Source organism: Streptomyces sp. NRRL S-1022 (assembly GCF_000720135.1).
In the GTDB taxonomy this organism is placed as follows: domain Bacteria; phylum Actinomycetota; class Actinomycetes; order Streptomycetales; family Streptomycetaceae; genus Streptomyces.
The window spans coordinates 17,273-33,915 of the sequence record NZ_JOIU01000023.1; the positions used below are offsets into that span (position 1 = coordinate 17,273).

Annotated in this window: 15 protein-coding genes; 8 read left to right on the top strand and 7 right to left on the bottom strand. The window is 70.8% G+C overall.

Going from position 1 to position 16,643, the window contains the following annotated elements; all coding sequences use genetic code 11:
• Positions 1-107 precede the first annotated feature (107 nt).
• Entirely contained in the window at positions 108-524 is a 417-nt protein-coding gene (locus tag IG05_RS0129755; protein ID WP_030347125.1) for a hypothetical protein, read from the top strand.
• A 5-nt stretch (positions 525-529) separates the two neighbouring features.
• A complete protein-coding gene (locus IG05_RS0129760) occupies positions 530-3,208 on the top strand; it encodes a KGGVGR-motif variant AAA ATPase (RefSeq protein ID WP_030347126.1) in 2,679 nt (892 codons plus the stop codon).
• A gap of 141 nt (positions 3,209-3,349) precedes the next feature.
• On the opposite strand, the gene IG05_RS0129765 is transcribed toward IG05_RS0129760, so the two are convergent.
• Together IG05_RS0129765 and IG05_RS0129770 are read right to left on the bottom strand one after the other, a co-directional pair.
• The gene (locus IG05_RS0129765) at positions 3,350-3,529 is read right to left on the bottom strand and encodes a DUF397 domain-containing protein (RefSeq protein ID WP_030347127.1); all 180 of its coding nucleotides are present in this window, start codon (positions 3,527-3,529) and stop codon (positions 3,350-3,352) included.
• On the bottom strand, positions 3,526-4,359 hold the full coding sequence (locus IG05_RS0129770) for a helix-turn-helix domain-containing protein (RefSeq protein ID WP_030347128.1): 834 nt from the start codon (positions 4,357-4,359) through the stop codon (positions 3,526-3,528). Before IG05_RS0129770 ends, IG05_RS0129765 begins: the two co-directional genes overlap by 4 nt.
• Before the next feature lie 118 nt (positions 4,360-4,477).
• Here IG05_RS0129770 and IG05_RS0129775 point away from each other — a divergent pair, with 118 nt between their 5' ends.
• From IG05_RS0129775 to hemB, 4 genes are all read left to right on the top strand, one after another.
• Positions 4,478-4,945, top strand: coding sequence for an ATP-binding protein (locus tag IG05_RS0129775; protein ID WP_420707638.1), 468 nt, complete (start codon positions 4,478-4,480; stop codon positions 4,943-4,945).
• Between the two features lie 265 nt (positions 4,946-5,210).
• Positions 5,211-6,173, top strand: a complete 963-nt coding sequence (locus IG05_RS0129780; RefSeq protein ID WP_051790390.1) for a hypothetical protein — start codon at positions 5,211-5,213, stop codon at positions 6,171-6,173.
• A 173-nt stretch (positions 6,174-6,346) separates the two neighbouring features.
• A complete protein-coding gene (locus IG05_RS42625; protein WP_158839038.1) occupies positions 6,347-7,045 on the top strand; it encodes a hypothetical protein in 699 nt (232 codons plus the stop codon).
• A 172-nt stretch (positions 7,046-7,217) separates the two neighbouring features.
• Positions 7,218-8,210 carry a porphobilinogen synthase gene (gene hemB / locus IG05_RS0129790; RefSeq protein WP_030347131.1) on the top strand — a complete coding sequence of 331 codons (993 nt, stop codon included), beginning with the start codon at positions 7,218-7,220 and terminating at the stop codon, positions 8,208-8,210.
• 28 nt (positions 8,211-8,238) lie between these two features.
• Here the strand turns inward: hemB and IG05_RS0129795 are convergent, their stop codons facing one another.
• Both IG05_RS0129795 and IG05_RS0129800 read right to left on the bottom strand, forming a co-directional pair.
• A complete protein-coding gene (locus IG05_RS0129795; protein WP_030347132.1) occupies positions 8,239-9,060 on the bottom strand; it encodes a DUF4253 domain-containing protein in 822 nt (273 codons plus the stop codon).
• Positions 9,061-9,130: 70 nt separating this feature from the next.
• Positions 9,131-9,520: a VOC family protein gene (locus tag IG05_RS0129800; RefSeq protein ID WP_030347133.1), complete on the bottom strand. Its 390-nt coding sequence runs from the start codon at positions 9,518-9,520 to the stop codon at positions 9,131-9,133.
• Between the two features lie 72 nt (positions 9,521-9,592).
• Here IG05_RS0129800 and IG05_RS0129805 point away from each other — a divergent pair, with 72 nt between their 5' ends.
• A complete protein-coding gene (locus tag IG05_RS0129805) occupies positions 9,593-10,561 on the top strand; it encodes a helix-turn-helix transcriptional regulator (RefSeq protein WP_030347134.1) in 969 nt (322 codons plus the stop codon).
• A 31-nt stretch (positions 10,562-10,592) separates the two neighbouring features.
• Here IG05_RS0129805 and argS read toward each other — a convergent pair whose 3' ends face one another.
• A complete protein-coding gene (gene argS, locus IG05_RS0129810) occupies positions 10,593-12,356 on the bottom strand; it encodes an arginine--tRNA ligase (protein WP_030347135.1) in 1,764 nt (587 codons plus the stop codon).
• Between the two features lie 128 nt (positions 12,357-12,484).
• Between argS and lysS the strand changes: the two genes are divergently transcribed.
• Positions 12,485-14,227 (top strand): lysine--tRNA ligase, encoded by a 1,743-nt coding sequence (gene lysS, locus IG05_RS0129815; RefSeq protein WP_030347136.1) that lies wholly within the window; start codon positions 12,485-12,487, stop codon positions 14,225-14,227.
• A 51-nt stretch (positions 14,228-14,278) separates the two neighbouring features.
• Here the strand turns inward: lysS and IG05_RS0129820 are convergent, their stop codons facing one another.
• Together IG05_RS0129820 and IG05_RS0129825 are read right to left on the bottom strand one after the other, a co-directional pair.
• Positions 14,279-15,568: a DUF2637 domain-containing protein gene (locus tag IG05_RS0129820; RefSeq protein WP_030347137.1), complete on the bottom strand. Its 1,290-nt coding sequence runs from the start codon at positions 15,566-15,568 to the stop codon at positions 14,279-14,281.
• A gap of 127 nt (positions 15,569-15,695) precedes the next feature.
• A complete protein-coding gene (locus IG05_RS0129825; RefSeq protein WP_107051445.1) occupies positions 15,696-16,583 on the bottom strand; it encodes a DUF3558 family protein in 888 nt (295 codons plus the stop codon).
• Positions 16,584-16,643 lie beyond the last annotated feature (60 nt).

The window sequence follows — 16,643 nt, forward strand, 5'->3', positions numbered from 1 at the left end:
CCCCGTACTGCGGTACGGGGCGTGTTTTCCTGTGCGGGTGTCTGCGGGGCTTGCGAGGTGTCGGTAAGACGTTCCTGGCGCCCCCTCCCGCTCAGTAGTCTGGCCCAATGGTCGACGTGGGGGTGAGCGAGCTGCGCCGCAGCCGCGACAGACTGGGGCGGCAGGCGCAGGCGGCGGAGCAGGCTGGAGAGAGGGCGGCAAGCGGCCTGCTGCTCTTCTACGCGGTCGAGTGCGGATTGAAGGCCGAATTGCTGCGGAGCGTCCTGAACCGCAACGACACGGCCGCTCTGCCGAAGGATCTGCGGTCGCACGATTTGCGCCGCCTGGCCAAGGCACTGAACCTCAAAGACCCGGGGCCGGGGCCCGACCCGTTGAGGTGCCGTCGGCACAGGGGTGGTACCTGGGTCGAGTGCCATGAACTGCACGAGGCGTGGCGTTATGGTGCGGAGCTGCGAGCGGATGATCAGAAAGCGGCGCTGGAAGCCCTGAAGTCGCTTCTGAACGACGCCAGGAAGGGAACGTGAGCGTGATGGCGGGCAAGCTCTTCACCTGGGTCGACGTCGACTCCCAACTGGCCCAGGCCGCAGTGGAGGGTGAGTGGCCCGTGTGGCTGCTGGAAGCCGACGCCTGGTGGGACGGCCTGGAACTCACCGTGCTTCCTAACGTCACCGACGCGGAGGTCCGTGAGTGGCTGGACGCGCTGTTCGGGCTCGGCTCAACCGCGGAGCGCGGCGGTGTTCTGGAACTGGGTCTGGACCGCCCCAGCTCCCACGCTCCGGACGCGCTGGAGGTGCGGCTGGTCGAGGCCGCGCAGCCAGAGCGCATCACACGCCGTCCCAGCCTCAGGGAACGTCGTGTCACGCGGGAGCTGGGCGAGGCGCTGCCGCGCCCGCAGGCCGCCGAGTTCGCCGATGGCAGGCAGTTGATCGCCTTCCACTCCTTTAAGGGCGGCGTGGGCCGCACGCTGCATGCTGTGGCGCTGGCCGATCACCTCGCCATGCGGGGACAGCACGTGCTGCTCGTAGACGCAGATCTGGAGGCACCCGGCGTCACCTGGATGTACCAGGCGCAGGGAGGGCGTTGCGACATCGCGTACGAGGACGTCCTCGCCCTCCTGCACTCCGCCCAGCAGGGCGATCCGACGCAGGCGGTACAGATCGCCGCCGCCTACCTGCCCAACCAGCGGGTGTCGAGGTATCCGGGCACAGGATGCGTGACGGTCCTGCCCACCAGTCGACGGACGCGGCTCGGCCCGCCAAGGATCGCCCCTGCGGATCTCCTGACCGAGGACCGGTCGCCGTACTTCCTGAGCGAGTCCCTCGCCGCGCTGGCTGTCGCCGCCGACGCGGACACGGTCGTCCTCGATCTGCGGGCGGGCGCTTCTGAACTGGCCGCTCCGATCCTGCTGGACCCACGCGTCATGCGGGTCTTCGTCACCACGATCAGCAGCCAGTCACTCCAGGGTACCGAGGCGCTGATCCGGCAGCTCGGTCTGCAGTCGCCGGCGGTAGCGGGGACCGATCCCACGCCGGGCGCCATCGTCACCCAATACCGGCTTGACGTCCACGACGGTCACGCTGAGCAGGCCTGCACACGGCTTTCGGCGGCGCTTGCGTCGACCATCGCCCTGCCCGGGACGTCTTCCGACGGGCTCCCCCCGGACGATCTGGCGGTCGACGAGCAAGTCCTGACAGAACCGGTGCTGAGCCCGTTCCGTGAGGAATTGCTGGCACTGCCGCAGAGCTGGGACGCGGTCACGGAGGTCGTGCGCCGCTGCGGCCTTCCAGACCTGCTGGTGGAGTTCGCCCCTGGTACGACGCCGTCCGCCGCGCCCGCCGAGGAGCCGGACACCCTTGACAGTCGCCGACGCGCGCTGAAGGACAGCGCGGGACGCCTCGTCTTCGCTGAGCAGCGCGGAATGGACGCCGGTCTCGGTTTTCTCACCACCGAGCCGGTACGCCGGCTGATCACCGATCACAGCACGGACCTGCCGGTCGCGGTCGTGGTGGGTGCGAAGGGCTCCGGTAAGACGTTCACCTTCGCGCGCATGTGTGCCCAGAAGACCTGGGAGGGTTTCGCCGCCGAGAACGACCAGCGTGTTGAGCGGTCGGCGCGGGTCGTACCCGTCCTCGACCCCGCCAACATGGCGGAGCCGAGGGAAGGCGTGGCGTCGCCGCAGCACCTGCGTGACCTGGCGGCGGACGGTACCGGCATCACTGCGGGCGAGCTCCGCAGCCATCTCAACTCCGGTCTGCGCGACGAACGGGCGGACGACCCTGAATTCTGGACCTACCGCTGGCTGGAGTGTCTGGCCTGGGCGGCTGGTGCGGCACGAGACCAGCGCGCCGACGAGTTCCTCTTCGCACTCAACCGGTATGACTCCGTCGGCTCTCTTTTCGTCATCGACGGCCTAGAGGACTGGCTGGAGTCGCCGGACACGGAATCCAAGCGCATCGCCCTGCGCACCCTGCTCATCGAGGTCCCTGCCTGGCTGCGCCAGCTGCGCAGCCGTTCGCTCGGACTCGTGGTGTTCGTGCGGCAGGACCTGGTCCGCACCGCGATCCGGCAGAATCTCGGGCAGTTCCTCGACCGCTACTCACCCTACGAACTGCGCTGGGACGCCGAGGACGCGCTGCGGCTGTCCCTGTGGGTGGCGGTGAACGCGCGTGCCGTCACCGAACCGGCGCGGTCGATCGCGGATATGGGCTATGAGGAGATCGTCCAGGCCCTGCTTCCGCTGTGGGGGGCGAAGCTTGGCACGGACGCCTCCCGTGAGGCGTGGACCGAGCGGTGGGTGCCCGCGGCCCTCGCGGACTTCAAGGAGCAGATCCAGGCTCGCGACGTGGTGCGCTTCCTGTGCGAGGCGGCCAAGGCCTCTGTGGGGGACAGCCGATGGTCCGACCGTGTGCTGACTCCCACGGCCATGCGCCGAGCGCTGGGGGAGTGCAGCCGGGCCAAGATCGAGGAGATCAACCAGGAGAATCCGCGCCTGGGAAAGCTGCTGCGTAGCATGTCGAGCTTCTCGGAGTCGGTGAAAATGCCGTTCGAGGCATCCGATGTGGATCTGGCCAGCGACGGTGTGGAGGCCCTTGAGCAGTGGGGCGCCCTTACCAGGGACGCCGACGGGCGCTACCGCATGCCCGAGATCTACCGTCACGCCCTCGGCTTCCGCACGCAGGGCAGGGCCCGGGTCGTCAGGAGCCTGTGAACGACCTGGGTCGGCTGCCCCGGTCCGAGAAACCGTAGGTCTGCGACTTCCCTTTCGTACGGAGGAGGCTCCAGCAGGTGAGTCACGGCGTACGTGCGGCCCGCTACCCGGCCCCGGGTGGCGGGCCGTGTGCGCAGTCCGTCAGTCGGCGGAGGCGTACGGCAGGAAGGTCGCCCACGCGTCGGGGGTGAGGGTGAGACGGGGGCCGGTGGGGTTCTTGGAGTCGCGGACGAGGACGTGGGTCTCGTCGGGGGTGGCCACCTCTACGCAGTCGGGGCCCTCGTCCGTGCTGTAGCTGCTCTTTATCCACTCCAGCTTCATGTCTCTCCCAGCACTTTCTCGATGAGGGCCGTCGACTCCCGCGGGTCGAGAGCCTGTGCCCGGATGATCCCATAACGCATATCGAGGAGCTGCACCTCTTTCGGGTCCACGATCACTCGGCTGATGTGCTGCACCTCCACGTGTCCGACCGTGGTGCCGTCCTTCAGTCTGAGCAACCTGAACGACCCGGCGAGGCCGGAGTTCTGCTCACGCCCGAGCGGCAGTACCTGGAGGTCGGCGTTGCAGAACCCGGCGACTTCCAGCAGGCGTTCCAGCTGCGCTCGCATCACCATCCTGCCGCCGATGGGCCGACGGAGCGTCGACTCGCACTGGACAAAGCTGAAGACAGGCCGAGCGGTCGTCTCGTCGACGATCCCCTGACGAGCGACTCGGGCCGCCAGCCGTTGGTCCAACTCTTCTGCGGTGAAGGGCGGCCGACGAGCGCTGAAGACCGCCTGTGCGTACTCCTTCGTCTGCAACAGCCCATGGACGACGGAGTTGTTGTACGCGCACAGCTCGACGGCATCCGCCTCCAGTTTCTTCAGGTCCCGCACCTTCTTCGGGTACCGGACCTCCGCCAGGTCCTGCTTGAGCGCGGCGATCTTCCCGGCCGCCCCCAACACCTCGTCCGCTCCGTCCAGGTACTCCGGCCGGGGAATCCGCCGTCCCCGCTCCACCGAGGAGACCAGTTCCTCCCCGTACCCGATGGCCGCCCCGAACTCGGCCTGGGTGAGGCCGGCCGCCTCCCGCCACAGCTTCAGCTGCCGTGAGACCGTCCGCATCACGGCCCCGGCCTCGTCGTCCTCCAGCCCCGCATCCCAGTCGCTCACGTAAGCCGTCGTCCCGTCACCACTCACCCCGTACGGCCCGGACGCGCCCGGACACGGCACGGACAGCCTCCGTCCGCACGGGCCGCCGTTCTTCACAGGCTAAACACGTGCGGACACGCTGAGTGACGTGAACGAGCGAATCTCCACCCTCCACCTTCCGGCGCGGCAGTTCTGCGTGCCTCTCTCCTCGACCCGGCGCGGCGCCCGCCTCGGCCGGCTGCTCGCAACCGAGCAGCTGCGCTCCTGGGGAATGCCGTTGGACCCCGCCCGGTTGATCGTCGCCGAGTTGACGGCGAACGCCGCGCTGCACGGCCGGGTTCTCGGGCGGAGCTTCCGGCTGGCTATCGCGGTGACGGCCGAGGGGGTTCTGCGGATCGAGGTCACCGATACGCGTGGTGACGCGCTGCCCGTTCCGCGGGCCGTCGCCCCGGGGTCGGCCGAGTCCGGCTACGGGCTGCTGCTGATCGAGGAGTTGGCGGACCGCTGGGGTGTGCGGCAGGGGCCGGTGCCGTGCAAGACGGTGTGGGCCGAAATCGATACGGCCGGGCCATCGGCGCACCTCGCACCGGAGCCGGGGAACACGTGACGCGGCCGCTCCGCAGCCGGGGCTGCGGGCCGTAAAAGACCTAAGAACCCGGGGAAAAAACCAACCAACCAAACCAAACCCCGCGTAGGTCACTCGCGCGGGTGAAACGGGTCGGTCCGGCTGGCGCAGCGGCGGTTCGGGCGTGCAGTCTCAGCCCGAGGCATATGCGCCTCGCCACTTCACAACGCCACACATGCATCGGCCCCCGCCGGGACGGCAATCCCAGTGCGAGGGCCTGACCAACGAGGAAGAAGAGCCCTTCCCTATGGCTGAGAAGAAGCCTAACGCCGCCCTGCGCCCGATTCAGGGCGTTCGGCGATCCGCCACCCCCTCCGGTGTCACCCACGTACGTACGTACCAGTCCGGCCAGTACGTGGTCGTCGGCAACCACCTCGCCCAGCACCGCGAGCTGTCGCTGACCGCCATCGGGCTGGCGACCCACATCCTGTCGGTGCCCGAGGGGACCCCCGTCGACATCCGCAGTCTCGCCGGCCGCTTCCCCGAGGGGCGCGAGCGGATCGCCTCCGCCCTGCGCGAGCTGGAGGCGTACGGCTACCTGGCGCGGGTCCGCGAGCACACGGAGTCGGGCCGACTGGTCACACGGACGTACGTCCACCACACGCCAGCGCCGGATGTCGATGCCGGTTCTGCCAGGTCGCTTCGTCTCGCCGGACGCCCGCCCCGTACCCACGACCGCCGGCCCCCGGCAGGTACGGACGTCCAGGCAGCCCCCGAGGAGGACGAACAAGCCCCGCCCCAACCGTCGCCCAAGCCCGAACCGCCGACGCCCACGACCAGGGCGAGCGGGCCACGCGACCCCCGGCATGACAGGGCCGCAGCCCTCCTGGCAGGCCTGCGCCGCACCGACGAACGCCTCATCCTCTCCCAGCGGCAGGTGGACCGACTCGCTCCCGCCGTCGCCGCGTGGTTCGAGGCGGGGGCTGCGGAGACCGTTGTCCACCACGCTCTGACCGCCGGTCTGCCTGTGCACATGCCGCACCCGGCCGGCGTGCTCGCCTATCGGCTCGACGCGATGCGGCCGGTGTCGCTCCCGGCCGGCCCCCTAGCCTCGCAGCCCACCGCCAAGCCGGTCGGAGCCACCCGTCGGTCCGACCCCCTGCAGAACTGCGACGGCTGCGATCGCGCCTTCCGGGCCGCGGCTCCTGGAAGCTGCCGTGACTGCCGCACCGCCCGAACGGTGCCGGGGGAGAATGTGTGCGTCGCCTGAGCTTGCCGTACCGGCCCCCCGAACGTCTGCACCCGGTGGCCTCGGAGCCATCCGAGTGGCCGAATCGCCTTCCCGGCAACCGCACGTCTGCGATGCTGAACGGCATGGGTGAGGGGGGTCGGGGACGGGTCCAGGGCGGTGCTGCCTGGTTCCGGCGGCGCGCTGTGGCGGTGATGCTGACATGTGTCGGGGTGGGGGTCGCCCTCGTGCATGTCACGGCGCCCGGACTGAAGATCGACGGTGTCACCGTCATGCTCCTCGCGGTGGCGGTCGTGCCGTGGCTCGGGGATCTGGTCCGCAGTATCGACGTACCGGGCCTCGGGCGGATCGAATTCCGGGAGATGCAACGCCAGCTCGACGCAGTACAGCGGACGGCCGACGCGGCTCTGCTCGGTGACGGTCCGCAGGGTGGGGCCGGGGACGGCAGGGCCGCCTGGGACGCGGTCCGGGAACTGGCCGCCGAGTACACGAAGGTGCGCGACGAGCTGCCCCCCAGTGCCGCGCGGACCCACCGGATGGACCAGATCTTCGCCCGCCTGGTACGAGCGACGCAGCGGGTGCGGGAGTTCGACGCCAAGACGCCGCTGTGCTCGCAGGACGCCGGGCTGCGGCTCGCGGCCTACGCGCGCCTGTACGCGCTGCCCGAGCCGGAGCTGCTGGGCACCCTGGTCGACGTGGTGACCGCGGAACCGCTCGCCTTCAACCAGTACTGGGGGCTGCGCGTGATCGGCAGGAACGTGGAGGAGATGGGAGCGGAGCACGTGCCGCTCGGTGTGGTGCGCCGCTTGGAGGAGTTCCGCTCCCGGATGCCGCACGACAGCGACCGGGGTCAGCTCGCCGACCGGGTGCTCACCGAGTTCGGCGGGGGCTGAGCGGCCGCCGGGTCGGGGCTGGGCCGGTGATCCGCCGACCTGCTGTCGGCTCAGGCCGCAGCCATGCCCGGGACGGGCTGTCTGTGAGTCGGCTCTGGACCGTGGTGGGCCGACCGCCGGGCCGACTCCGCGTCGGCAAAGGCACCGCCCGGGCGGGCGTAGCGTAGGAGGCATGACGAAGTACGGATCCTTTCCCGGTACGCGTCCCCGACGGTTGCGCACCACCCCCGTCATGCGCCGTATGGTCGCCGAGACCCGGCTGCACCCCGCCGATCTGATCCTTCCGGCGTTCGTCCGCGAGGGTGTCGGCGAGCCGGTGCCGATCGGGGCGATGCCCGGGGTCGTGCAGCACACCCGGGACAGCCTGAAGAAGGCCGCGCTGGAGGCCGTGGAGGCGGGCGTCTCCGGGATCATGCTGTTCGGCGTGCCGGAGGACGGCAAGAAGGACGCCCTGGGCACGGCCGGCACCGACCCGGACGGGATCCTCCAGGTCGCCCTGCGGGACGTCCGGGCCGAGGTCGGTGACGACCTGCTCGTCATGTCCGACCTGTGCCTGGACGAGTTCACCGACCACGGGCACTGCGGAGTGCTGGACGCCGAGGGCCGTGTCGACAACGACGCCACCCTGGAGCGGTACGCCGAGATGGCGCAGGTGCAGGCCGACGCCGGCGCCCACGTCGTCGGCCCGAGCGGCATGATGGACGGCCAGATCGGCGTCATCCGCGACGCGCTCGACCAGATCGGCCGGGAGGACGTCGCGATCCTCGCCTACACCGTCAAGTACTCCTCCGCCTTCTTCGGCCCCTTCCGCGAGGCCGTCGCCTCCTCCCTCAAGGGCGACCGCAAGACGTACCAGCAGGACCCCGCGAACTGGCGCGAGTCCCTGCGGGAGCTGGAGCTGGACCTGGCCGAGGGCGCCGACATGGTCATGGTCAAGCCGGCCGGTCCCTACCTCGACATCCTCGCCCGGGTCGCGGACGCGGTGGACGTGCCCGTCGCCGCCTACCAGATCTCCGGCGAGTACGCGATGGTCGAGGCCGCCGCCGAGAAGGGCTGGATCGACCGGGACCAGGCGATCTTCGAGACCCTCACCGGCATCAAGCGGGCCGGGGCGCGCAACATCCTCACCTACTGGGCCACCGAGGCGGCCCGGAAGCTGCGCTGACCTACCGCCGGCCCGCGGGGGCGCCGCGTCAGTCCCACCAGAAGGACCAGGCGGGCGCCCCGATCAGGCCCTTCGCGTACGCGGCGAGGGTGTCCTGCTCGCCCTGGAGCACGTTGTCCGGGCAGAGCGCGAAGTGCTCCGCCGCCACCGCCTCGGCCTGCTCCTGCGTGGCCGGCGGCGCGGCGACGGACACGACGAGGGTGTCCGGGCCGAGCGCCACCACCCGGACGCCGAACCGGTCCTCCCAGGAGCGCAGCACCGCGCAGATCCGGGCCACGTCGGCCTCGTAGTTCACGGCGCCGGTCCAGCCGATCGCCGCCGGTATGTCGGCGGACCGCCGGGCCGGAACCAGCGCGAGGTGCGCCACCTCCACGCCCCGGTCCGGATCGGCGGCCAGCACGTCGGCGACCTGCGCGGCACGGGTGTCCGGGTCGGCGGACAGGGCGGCGGGGGCGGGCGCGAGGCCGGGCCACTCGTCCCCGAACGGCTCGATCTCCTCGGCGAGTTCGCCGTCCTCCGTCTCTTCCTCCCAGTACTCCGCGAGGACGTCCGCCCCGTCGTGGTCGCCCGGGTACGACGCCTCGCCCGGCAGCAGCACCCAGCCGTCCAGGCCGCCCGGGCCGGCGCCGGTGTCGACCAGCACCGGCAGCAGGCCGACCCGCGCGCCCGGCGCCCCCAGCGCCTTCCAGGAGCCCGGCGCGGCCGGCTTCTCCGCGTACCACAACAGGGGCTCGGGCCAGGGGCCGTCGTACGCCGTGTCGACGAGCCTGCCGGGCGGCAGTTGAAGACCCAGCGAACGCCCACTGGGGTCGGTGGCCAGCTTGGGCAGCGGATTGGGAAGAGTCGCCATACCGCCGACTGTACGGCCCCCCACTGACAACGCCCGTGGCCGTCACGGCCGTTGCCGTGACAGCGGGCGGTCAGACCAGCGTGGTGATGCAGAACGGGTGGCCCGCCGGGTCCAGCAGGACCCGCCAGCGGTCCGGCTGCGGCTGCGCCTCCGGCTTGGTCGCGCCGAGCTTCAGCAGGTGGGCCTCGGCCGCCTCCAGGTCGTCCACGCCCACCTCGATGTGGGCCTGCTTCTCCTGGGCCGGGTCCGGCCAGGTGGGGCGGCGGTAGTCGGCCAGGCGGTTGAAGCCCAGGCCCGGCGCGCCGTCCTTGCCGCCGAGGAAGACGAAGTCCGCGGAGGTGTAGACGACGGAGAGGCCGAACATCTCGGCGTAGAAACGGGACAGTTCGAGCGGGTCGGCGCAGTCGAAGGTGACGGCGGCGTAGCGGAGGACGGGTGCGGAAGCGGTGTCTGTGCTCATGGGGGCGACCGTAGGACACGACCCGGACAGATACGGTCCTGGTTGTGCGGGCCCGTGTGCAAAGCTTCGCCCGTGCTGAGTGCGTCCGCCCGTCTGCTGCGTCTGCTTGCGCTGCTCGCCGCCCGGCCCTCGTGGACCTGCGCCGAGCTGGCCGACCGGATGGCCGTCACCGACCGCACCGTGCGGCGGGACATCGCCAAGCTGAGGGACCTCGGCTACACCGTCGACTCCGACGCCGGGCCCTGGGGCGGCTACCGGCTCCGGGCCGGCTCCCGCGTGCCGCCGCTGATCCTGGACGACGAGGAGGCGCTGGCCGTGGCCGTGGGGCTGCGGGAGGCCGCGCTCGGCGGAGCACTCGGCGGGGACCAGGCCGCGCTGTCCGCGCTGCTGAAGCTGCGGCAGGTGCTGCCGCCCCGGATCGCCGAACGGCTCGGCGAGTGGGACGACGCCCTGGTACGGCTTCCCTGGCCGGACGCGCCGCGGCTGCGGCCGGGGATGCTGCTGGAACTGGCCGCCGCCTGCCGGCGCGGGGAGCGGGCCCGGCTGTCGTACCGCGACGGGCAGGGCCGTGGCACGGTCCGGGACGTCGATCCGTACCGGCTCGTCCACACCGGACGGCGCTGGTACTTCGTCGCCCGGGACGTGGAGCGGGGCTGGCGCACCTTCCGCGTCGACCGCGTCGAGCGGCTCCAGCCCACCGGCCACCCGGTGGAGATCACCGACCCGCCCGACCCGGCCCGGCTCGTCTCCCGCAACACCGCCAACGGCCCCTACCCGCTGTCGGTCACCATCCGGCTGCCGCTGCCCCTGGCGGACGCCCTGCGGGTCGTGCCCGCCACCGTCGGCACCCACCGGGCCGACGGCCCGGACGCCACCGTCGTCGACATCGGGGGCCCCGACGCGGACGGCCTCGCCCGCTACCTGCTCGGCCTCGCCACCCCCCTGCGCGTCCTGGCCCCGGACACCGTGCGGGAGGCCTTCGTACGCCGTACCCGGGAACTCCTGGCCGCGCAGACGGCCGACGGCCCGCCCCCGGAGTGAGGGCGGGCCGCCGGCGCCGGCGCGAGTCCGGTCAGAGCTTCTCGGGCGTGCGGATGCCCAGCAGGGCCATCCCCTGGTGCAGGGTGCGGGCCGTGACGTCGCACAGGAACAGGCGGTTCTCCACCTGCTCGGGCGAACCGGCCTTCAGCACCGGGCACTTGTCGTAGAACGACGTGAACAGGGACGCCAGCTGGTACAGGTACGCCGTCAGCTTGTGCGGGGCGTACTCCGTCGCCGCCTCCCGCACCGTCTCCGCGAAGGAGTCCAGGTGCAGGCCGAGGGCGCGCTCCGCCTCGTGCAGGGCCAGCTCGGGGCGGGCCGCCGGGGCGACCTCGCCGGCCTTGCGGAGGATGGACCGGATACGGGCGTAGGCGTACTGGAGGTAGACGGACGTGTCGCCGTTCAGCGAGACCATCTGGTCCAGGTCGAACTTGTAGTCCCGGTTCGCCGACGTCGACAGGTCCGCGTACTTCACCGCGCCGATGCCCACCTGGGCACCCCGCTCGGCGATCTCCTCCTCGGACAGGTCCTGCGCCTTCTCCCGGACCACGGCCGATGCGCGGTCGACCGCCTCGTCCAGCAGGTCGACCAGGCGGACCGTCTCGCCCTCACGGGTCTTGAACGGCTTGCCGTCCTTGCCGAGGACCGTGCCGAAGGCCAGCTGCACCGCAGTGACGTCGTCGTTCAGCCAGCCGGCCCGGCGGGCGGTCTCGAAGACCATCCGGAAGTGCAGGGCCTGCCGGGCGTCCACCACGTACAGCAGGGTGTTCGCCTTGAGGTGGAAGACGCGGTCGCGGATCGCGGACAGGTCGGTGGCCGCGTAGCCGTAACCGCCGTCCGACTTCTGCACGATCAGCGGGACCGGGTTGCCGTCCGGACCCTTGATGTCGTCGAAGAACACGCACAGGGCGCCCTCGGAGCGGACGGCCACGCCCGACTCCTCCAGGAGGCGGCAGGTCTCGGCCAGCATGTCGTTGTAACCGGACTCGCCGACGATGTCCGCGTCCCGGATCTCCATGTCCAGCTTCTCGAAGACGGAGAAGAAGTAGATCTTCGACTCGTCCACGAACTTCTGCCACATGGCGAGGGTGTGCTCGTCCCCGGCCTGGAGGTCGACCACCCGGCGGCGGGCCCGCGTCTTGAACTCCTCGTCGGAGTCGAAGAGCCCCCGCGCGGCCTTGTAGAGGCGGTCCAGGTTCGACATCGCCTCCTCGCCCGTCACCTCGGCGGCCTCGTGGTCCAGCTCGTGCGGGTGCTCGTCCAGGTACTGGATGAGCATGCCGAACTGGGTGCCCCAGTCGCCGATGTGGTGCCGGCGGACCACGTTCTCGCCGGTGAACTCCAGCAGCTGCACCACCGAGTCGCCGATCACCGCGGACCGCAGGTGGCCGACGTGCATCTCCTTCGCCACGTTCGGCTGCGCGTAGTCGATCACCGTCGTACCCGGCTGCTCGGCGGACGGCACGCCGAGGCGGCCCGTCTCGTCCGCGTACCGCGCGGCCAGGTTCGCGGTGATCGCCCGGTCCGCGATCGTGATGTTGAGGAAGCCGGGGCCGGACACCTCGACGTCCTGGATCACGTCACCCGTCACCACCCGGGAGACGACCTGCGCCGCCAGCTCCCGCGGGTTCGCCTTCGCCTTCTTCGCCAGCGCCAGGATGCCGTTGGCCTGGAAGTCGGCCCGGTCGCTTCGTCGCAGCAGCGGGTCCGCGCCGGCGGCCTCCGGCAGGGTGGCCGAGAGAGCGGAGCCGAGGTGCTGCTGGACGCTGTCGCTGAGGGACGTGACCGAGGCCATAGGAAGGGGTGCCGTTCTCCTCGTGGGGATGGATAGACCCACTCAGTATCCCATGGGGGGTAAAGCCGTTTTCCCGGCCGCGTTCCCGTCTGTGAGAATGGAGTGTCACCCCGTTCAGAAAGAAGGACGTGCCGATCGTGGCTCAGAGCACCGAGACCACCGACTGGGTCTCCCGTTTCGCGGATGAGGTCATCGAGGAGTCGGAGCGCCGGGCCCCGGGCAAACCGGTCGTCGTCGCGTCCGGACTCTCCCCTTCCGGGCCGATCCACCTCGGCAACCTCCGCGAGGTCATGACCCCGCACCTCGTCGCCGACGAGATCCGCCGCCGCGGCCGCCAGGTCCGGCACCTGATCTCCTGGGACGACTACGACCGCTACCGCAAGGTGCCGAAGGGTATCGACGGCGTCGACGAGGAGGCCTGGGCCGAGCACATCGGCAAGCCGCTGACCTCCGTCCCGGCGCCCAAGGGCTCGCCGTACCCGAACTGGGCCGAGCACTTCAAGGCCGCGATGATCGAGTCGCTCGCCCAGCTCGGCGTCGAGTTCGACGGGATCAGCCAGACCGAGCAGTACACCTCCGGCGCCTACCGCGAGCAGATCCTGCACGCCATGAGGCACCGGAACGACATCGACGCCATCCTCGACCAGTACCGCACGAAGAAGGTCCCGAAGAAGCAGCAGCAGAAGGCCGCCGACGAGGCCGAGCTGGAGGCCGAGGAGGGCTCCGGCGCCGCCTCCGAGGACGACGGCAGCTCCGGCTCCGCCGGGTACTTCCCGTACAAGCCGTACTGCGGCGGCTGCGGCAAGGACCTGACCACCGTCACCTCCTACGACGACGACAGCACCGAGCTGGCGTACACCTGCACCGCCTGCGGCTTCGCCGAGACCGTCCGGCTGAGCGAGTTCAACCGCGGCAAGCTGGTCTGGAAGGTCGACTGGCCGATGCGCTGGGCCTACGAGGGCGTGATCTTCGAGCCCAGCGGTGTCGACCACTCGTCCCCCGGGTCCAGCTTCCAGGTCGGCGGCCAGATCGTCGGCATCTTCGGCGGCAAGCAGCCCATCGGCCCCATGTACGCCTTCGTCGGCATCTCCGGCATGGCGAAGATGTCCTCCTCGCGCGGCGGGGTCCCGACCCCGGGCGACGCGCTGAAGATCATGGAACCGCAGCTGCTGCGCTGGCTCTACGCCCGCCGCCGGCCCAACCAGTCCTTCAAGATCGCCTTCGACCAGGAGATCCAGCGGCTCTACGACGAGTGGGACAAGCTCGCCGCGAAGGTCTCCGACGGTTCCGCCCTGCCCGGCGACGTGGCCGCGTACACCCGTGCCGTCGGCACCGCCGCCGGTGAACTGCCGGCGACGCCGCGCCCGCTGCCGTACCGCACGCTGGCCTCCGTCGCCGACATCACCGCCGGACACGAGGACCAGGCCCTGCGCATCCTCTCCGAGCTCGACCCGGAGCAGCCGCTGGCCACCCTGGACGAGGTCCGGCCGCGCTACGACCGGGCCGAGGCCTGGATCAACACGCACGTCCCCGCCGACCAGCGGACCATCGTGCGCGACGAACCCGACGTCGACCTGCTCAAGTCCCTCGACGAGGCCTCCCAGCAGTCCGTACGCCTGCTCCTCGACGGACTCGCCGACCACTGGTCCCTCGACGGACTCACCCACCTCGTCTACGGCGTCCCGAAGGTCCAGGCCGGCTTCGCCGCCGACGCCACGCCCAAGGAACTCCCGCCCGAGATCAAGACGGCCCAGCGGACGTTCTTCGCCCTGCTGTACCACCTGCTCGTCGGCCGCGACACCGGCCCCCGACTGCCCACCCTACTGCTCGCGGTCGGGCAGGACCGGGTACGGCGCCTGCTCGGCGAGTAAGCGGCACACGAAAGGGGCCCTCCTCGGCGGAGGGCCCCTTTCGTGTTGCCGTCATGCGATGTGCTCGTCCTGCATCTCCTGGTAGTGCCGCTCGGCGAAGACCTTCGCCAGGCGCTCGGCCTCGCCCCGGGGGAGCGAGACGCCGTAGGTCGCCTCCACGTCCTCCCTGAGCTGCGGCCCCGTGGGGTAGCTGCCGTCGATCGACTTGCGGAAGACCTGGTAGAAGTCCTCCTCCGTCGGCTCCGGCTCCGTCGTGCCGCCGCCCTCGCCCAGCTCCCGCGTCCGGGTCGCGCTCACCGGGATCGGGAAGCTGCCGGTCTCCTCCGGAGAGGGCTGCTGGAACTGCTCCGGCGGCTGCTCCTCGTACCACTCCCCGTACTCCTCCTCCGGGGCGTACTGGGGCTCCTGCATCATCGGGTCGTACGTCGGGTCGTACCCGCCGTGGTACTCGATCTCCCGCGGCGCCTGGAACCAGGGGCTCTGCTCGTCCTCCGCGGGATCCGCCGGGCGCTGCTCTCCGGCGGGCGCCGCCTGCCTCGGCACCGGCGCGGCCCCGGCCGCACGGCCACCCGCCGCCGCGGCCGGTCCGCTCGCGACCCCGGCGGCCGGTCCGCCCGCTGCCGCGGCACCCGCCGTCGCCAGCTGCGGCTGCCGCGCCACCGGAGGAAGGAGCGCCGGTTCGATGCCCGCCGCCGCCAGACCCGCCGGGGCCGTCTCCGCCAGCGGCACGCCGTACCTCGCCAGACGGAGCGGCATCAGGGACTCCACCGGAGCCTTCCTGCGCCACGCCCGGCCGAAGCGGCTGCGCAGCCGCGCCTGGTAGACGAGACGTTCCTGCTCCAGCTTGATCACCTGGTCGTAGGAGCGCAGCTCCCACAGCTTCATCCGGCGCCACAGCAGGAACGTGGGCAGAGGGGAGAGCAGCCAGCGGGTGAGGCGGACGCCTTCCATGTGCTTGTCGGCCGTGATGTCCGCGATCCGGCCGACCGCGTGGCGGGCCGCCTCGACCGACACGACGAACAGGACCGGGATCACCGCGTGCATGCCGACACCCAGCGGGTCGGGCCAGGCGGCGGCGCCGTTGAACGCGATCGTCGCCGCCGTCAGCAGCCACGCCGTCTGGCGCAGCAGCGGGAAGGGAATCCGGATCCAGGTCAGCAGCAGATCAAGGGCCAGGAGAACACAGATACCTGCGTCGATACCCACCGGGAACACATAGGAGAAGTTCCCGAAGCCCTTCTTGATGGCCAGCTCGCGGACAGCCGCGTACGAACCGGCGAAGCCGATGCCGGCGATGATCAAGGCGCCGGTCACGACCACGCCGATGAGAACGCGGTGCATCCGAGTCAGCTGCAGTGGCGCGGCCACTCGTACTCCCCTCCCATTGCGTGTTGTTGCGCGCAACAGAGTGGCACACGTGTGCGGCGAACGTGGTGCCGGTCAGCCGCTACGCCCCCGGCCGGCTCCCCTACGCGGCCGACTTGGACGGAGACGCACTGGAGGAGGCCGGCTTCGACGGCGACTTCGACGGCGCCGACGGCTTCGACGGCTCCGCGGACCCGCTCGGCGAACTCCCCGCACCACCAACGCCGTTGGCGGACGACACCGACGCCACGACCTCCTTGACCGCCTTCTGGGCCGCCTTCGCCAGATCGTCCGCGTCCGGAGTCTTCTCACCCGCCAGACCGGCACCGTTGTAGTCCAGCGTCACCACGACGTTCTCCACCCGGGCGACGACCGTCTGCTGCTTGAAGAGGCCTTCCTTCTTCTTCAGGTCGTACCGCACCGCCGTCGCCTCCGCACCCGTGCCCGACAACGGCACGACCTTGGTGTTCCTGGCGCCGTCCACCGACTGGACGTCCTTGGCCTGCCGCGTGAAGTACGCGTGCGCCTGGTCCGCGCCGGAGCCACGCGTGGCATCGGAGTCGAACCGCAGCAGGGAGACCGTCAGCCAGCGGAACTGCGACCCCTTCACCCCGTTGTTGTCCAGGCTGTTCCACGAACAGGACGCCCGCGACGACGGATCGTCCGAACCGCCCTTCTTCGCCGACTTCACACCCTTCGGAACCAGGTCCTCCAGGCTCTTCCTCGCCAGCACCGCACACGCGTCGGGAAGCTTTTGGTACGCGGCGGCCTCCACGGTCGGCGACGCACTCGCCGACGGCTGCGTACTGCCGGCCTCCGCCGACCGCGTGCTCTCCTCGCCGGACTTGGCCTTGGAATCACCCGAGTCCGAGGAACAGGCGGCCGTGATCAGAACCGCGGGAACGGCTGCCGCGCAGACAAGAGCGCGGCGCAGGCGCTCGGCTCGCCGGCTGGACTGGGCACGGTCGTCTCGCTGGGCTGCTCGCTGCATGGTTCCTTCACTCATGACGCTCGGTGTTCGTGCGGGTTCCTGCGGGGGCCACGGTACGCG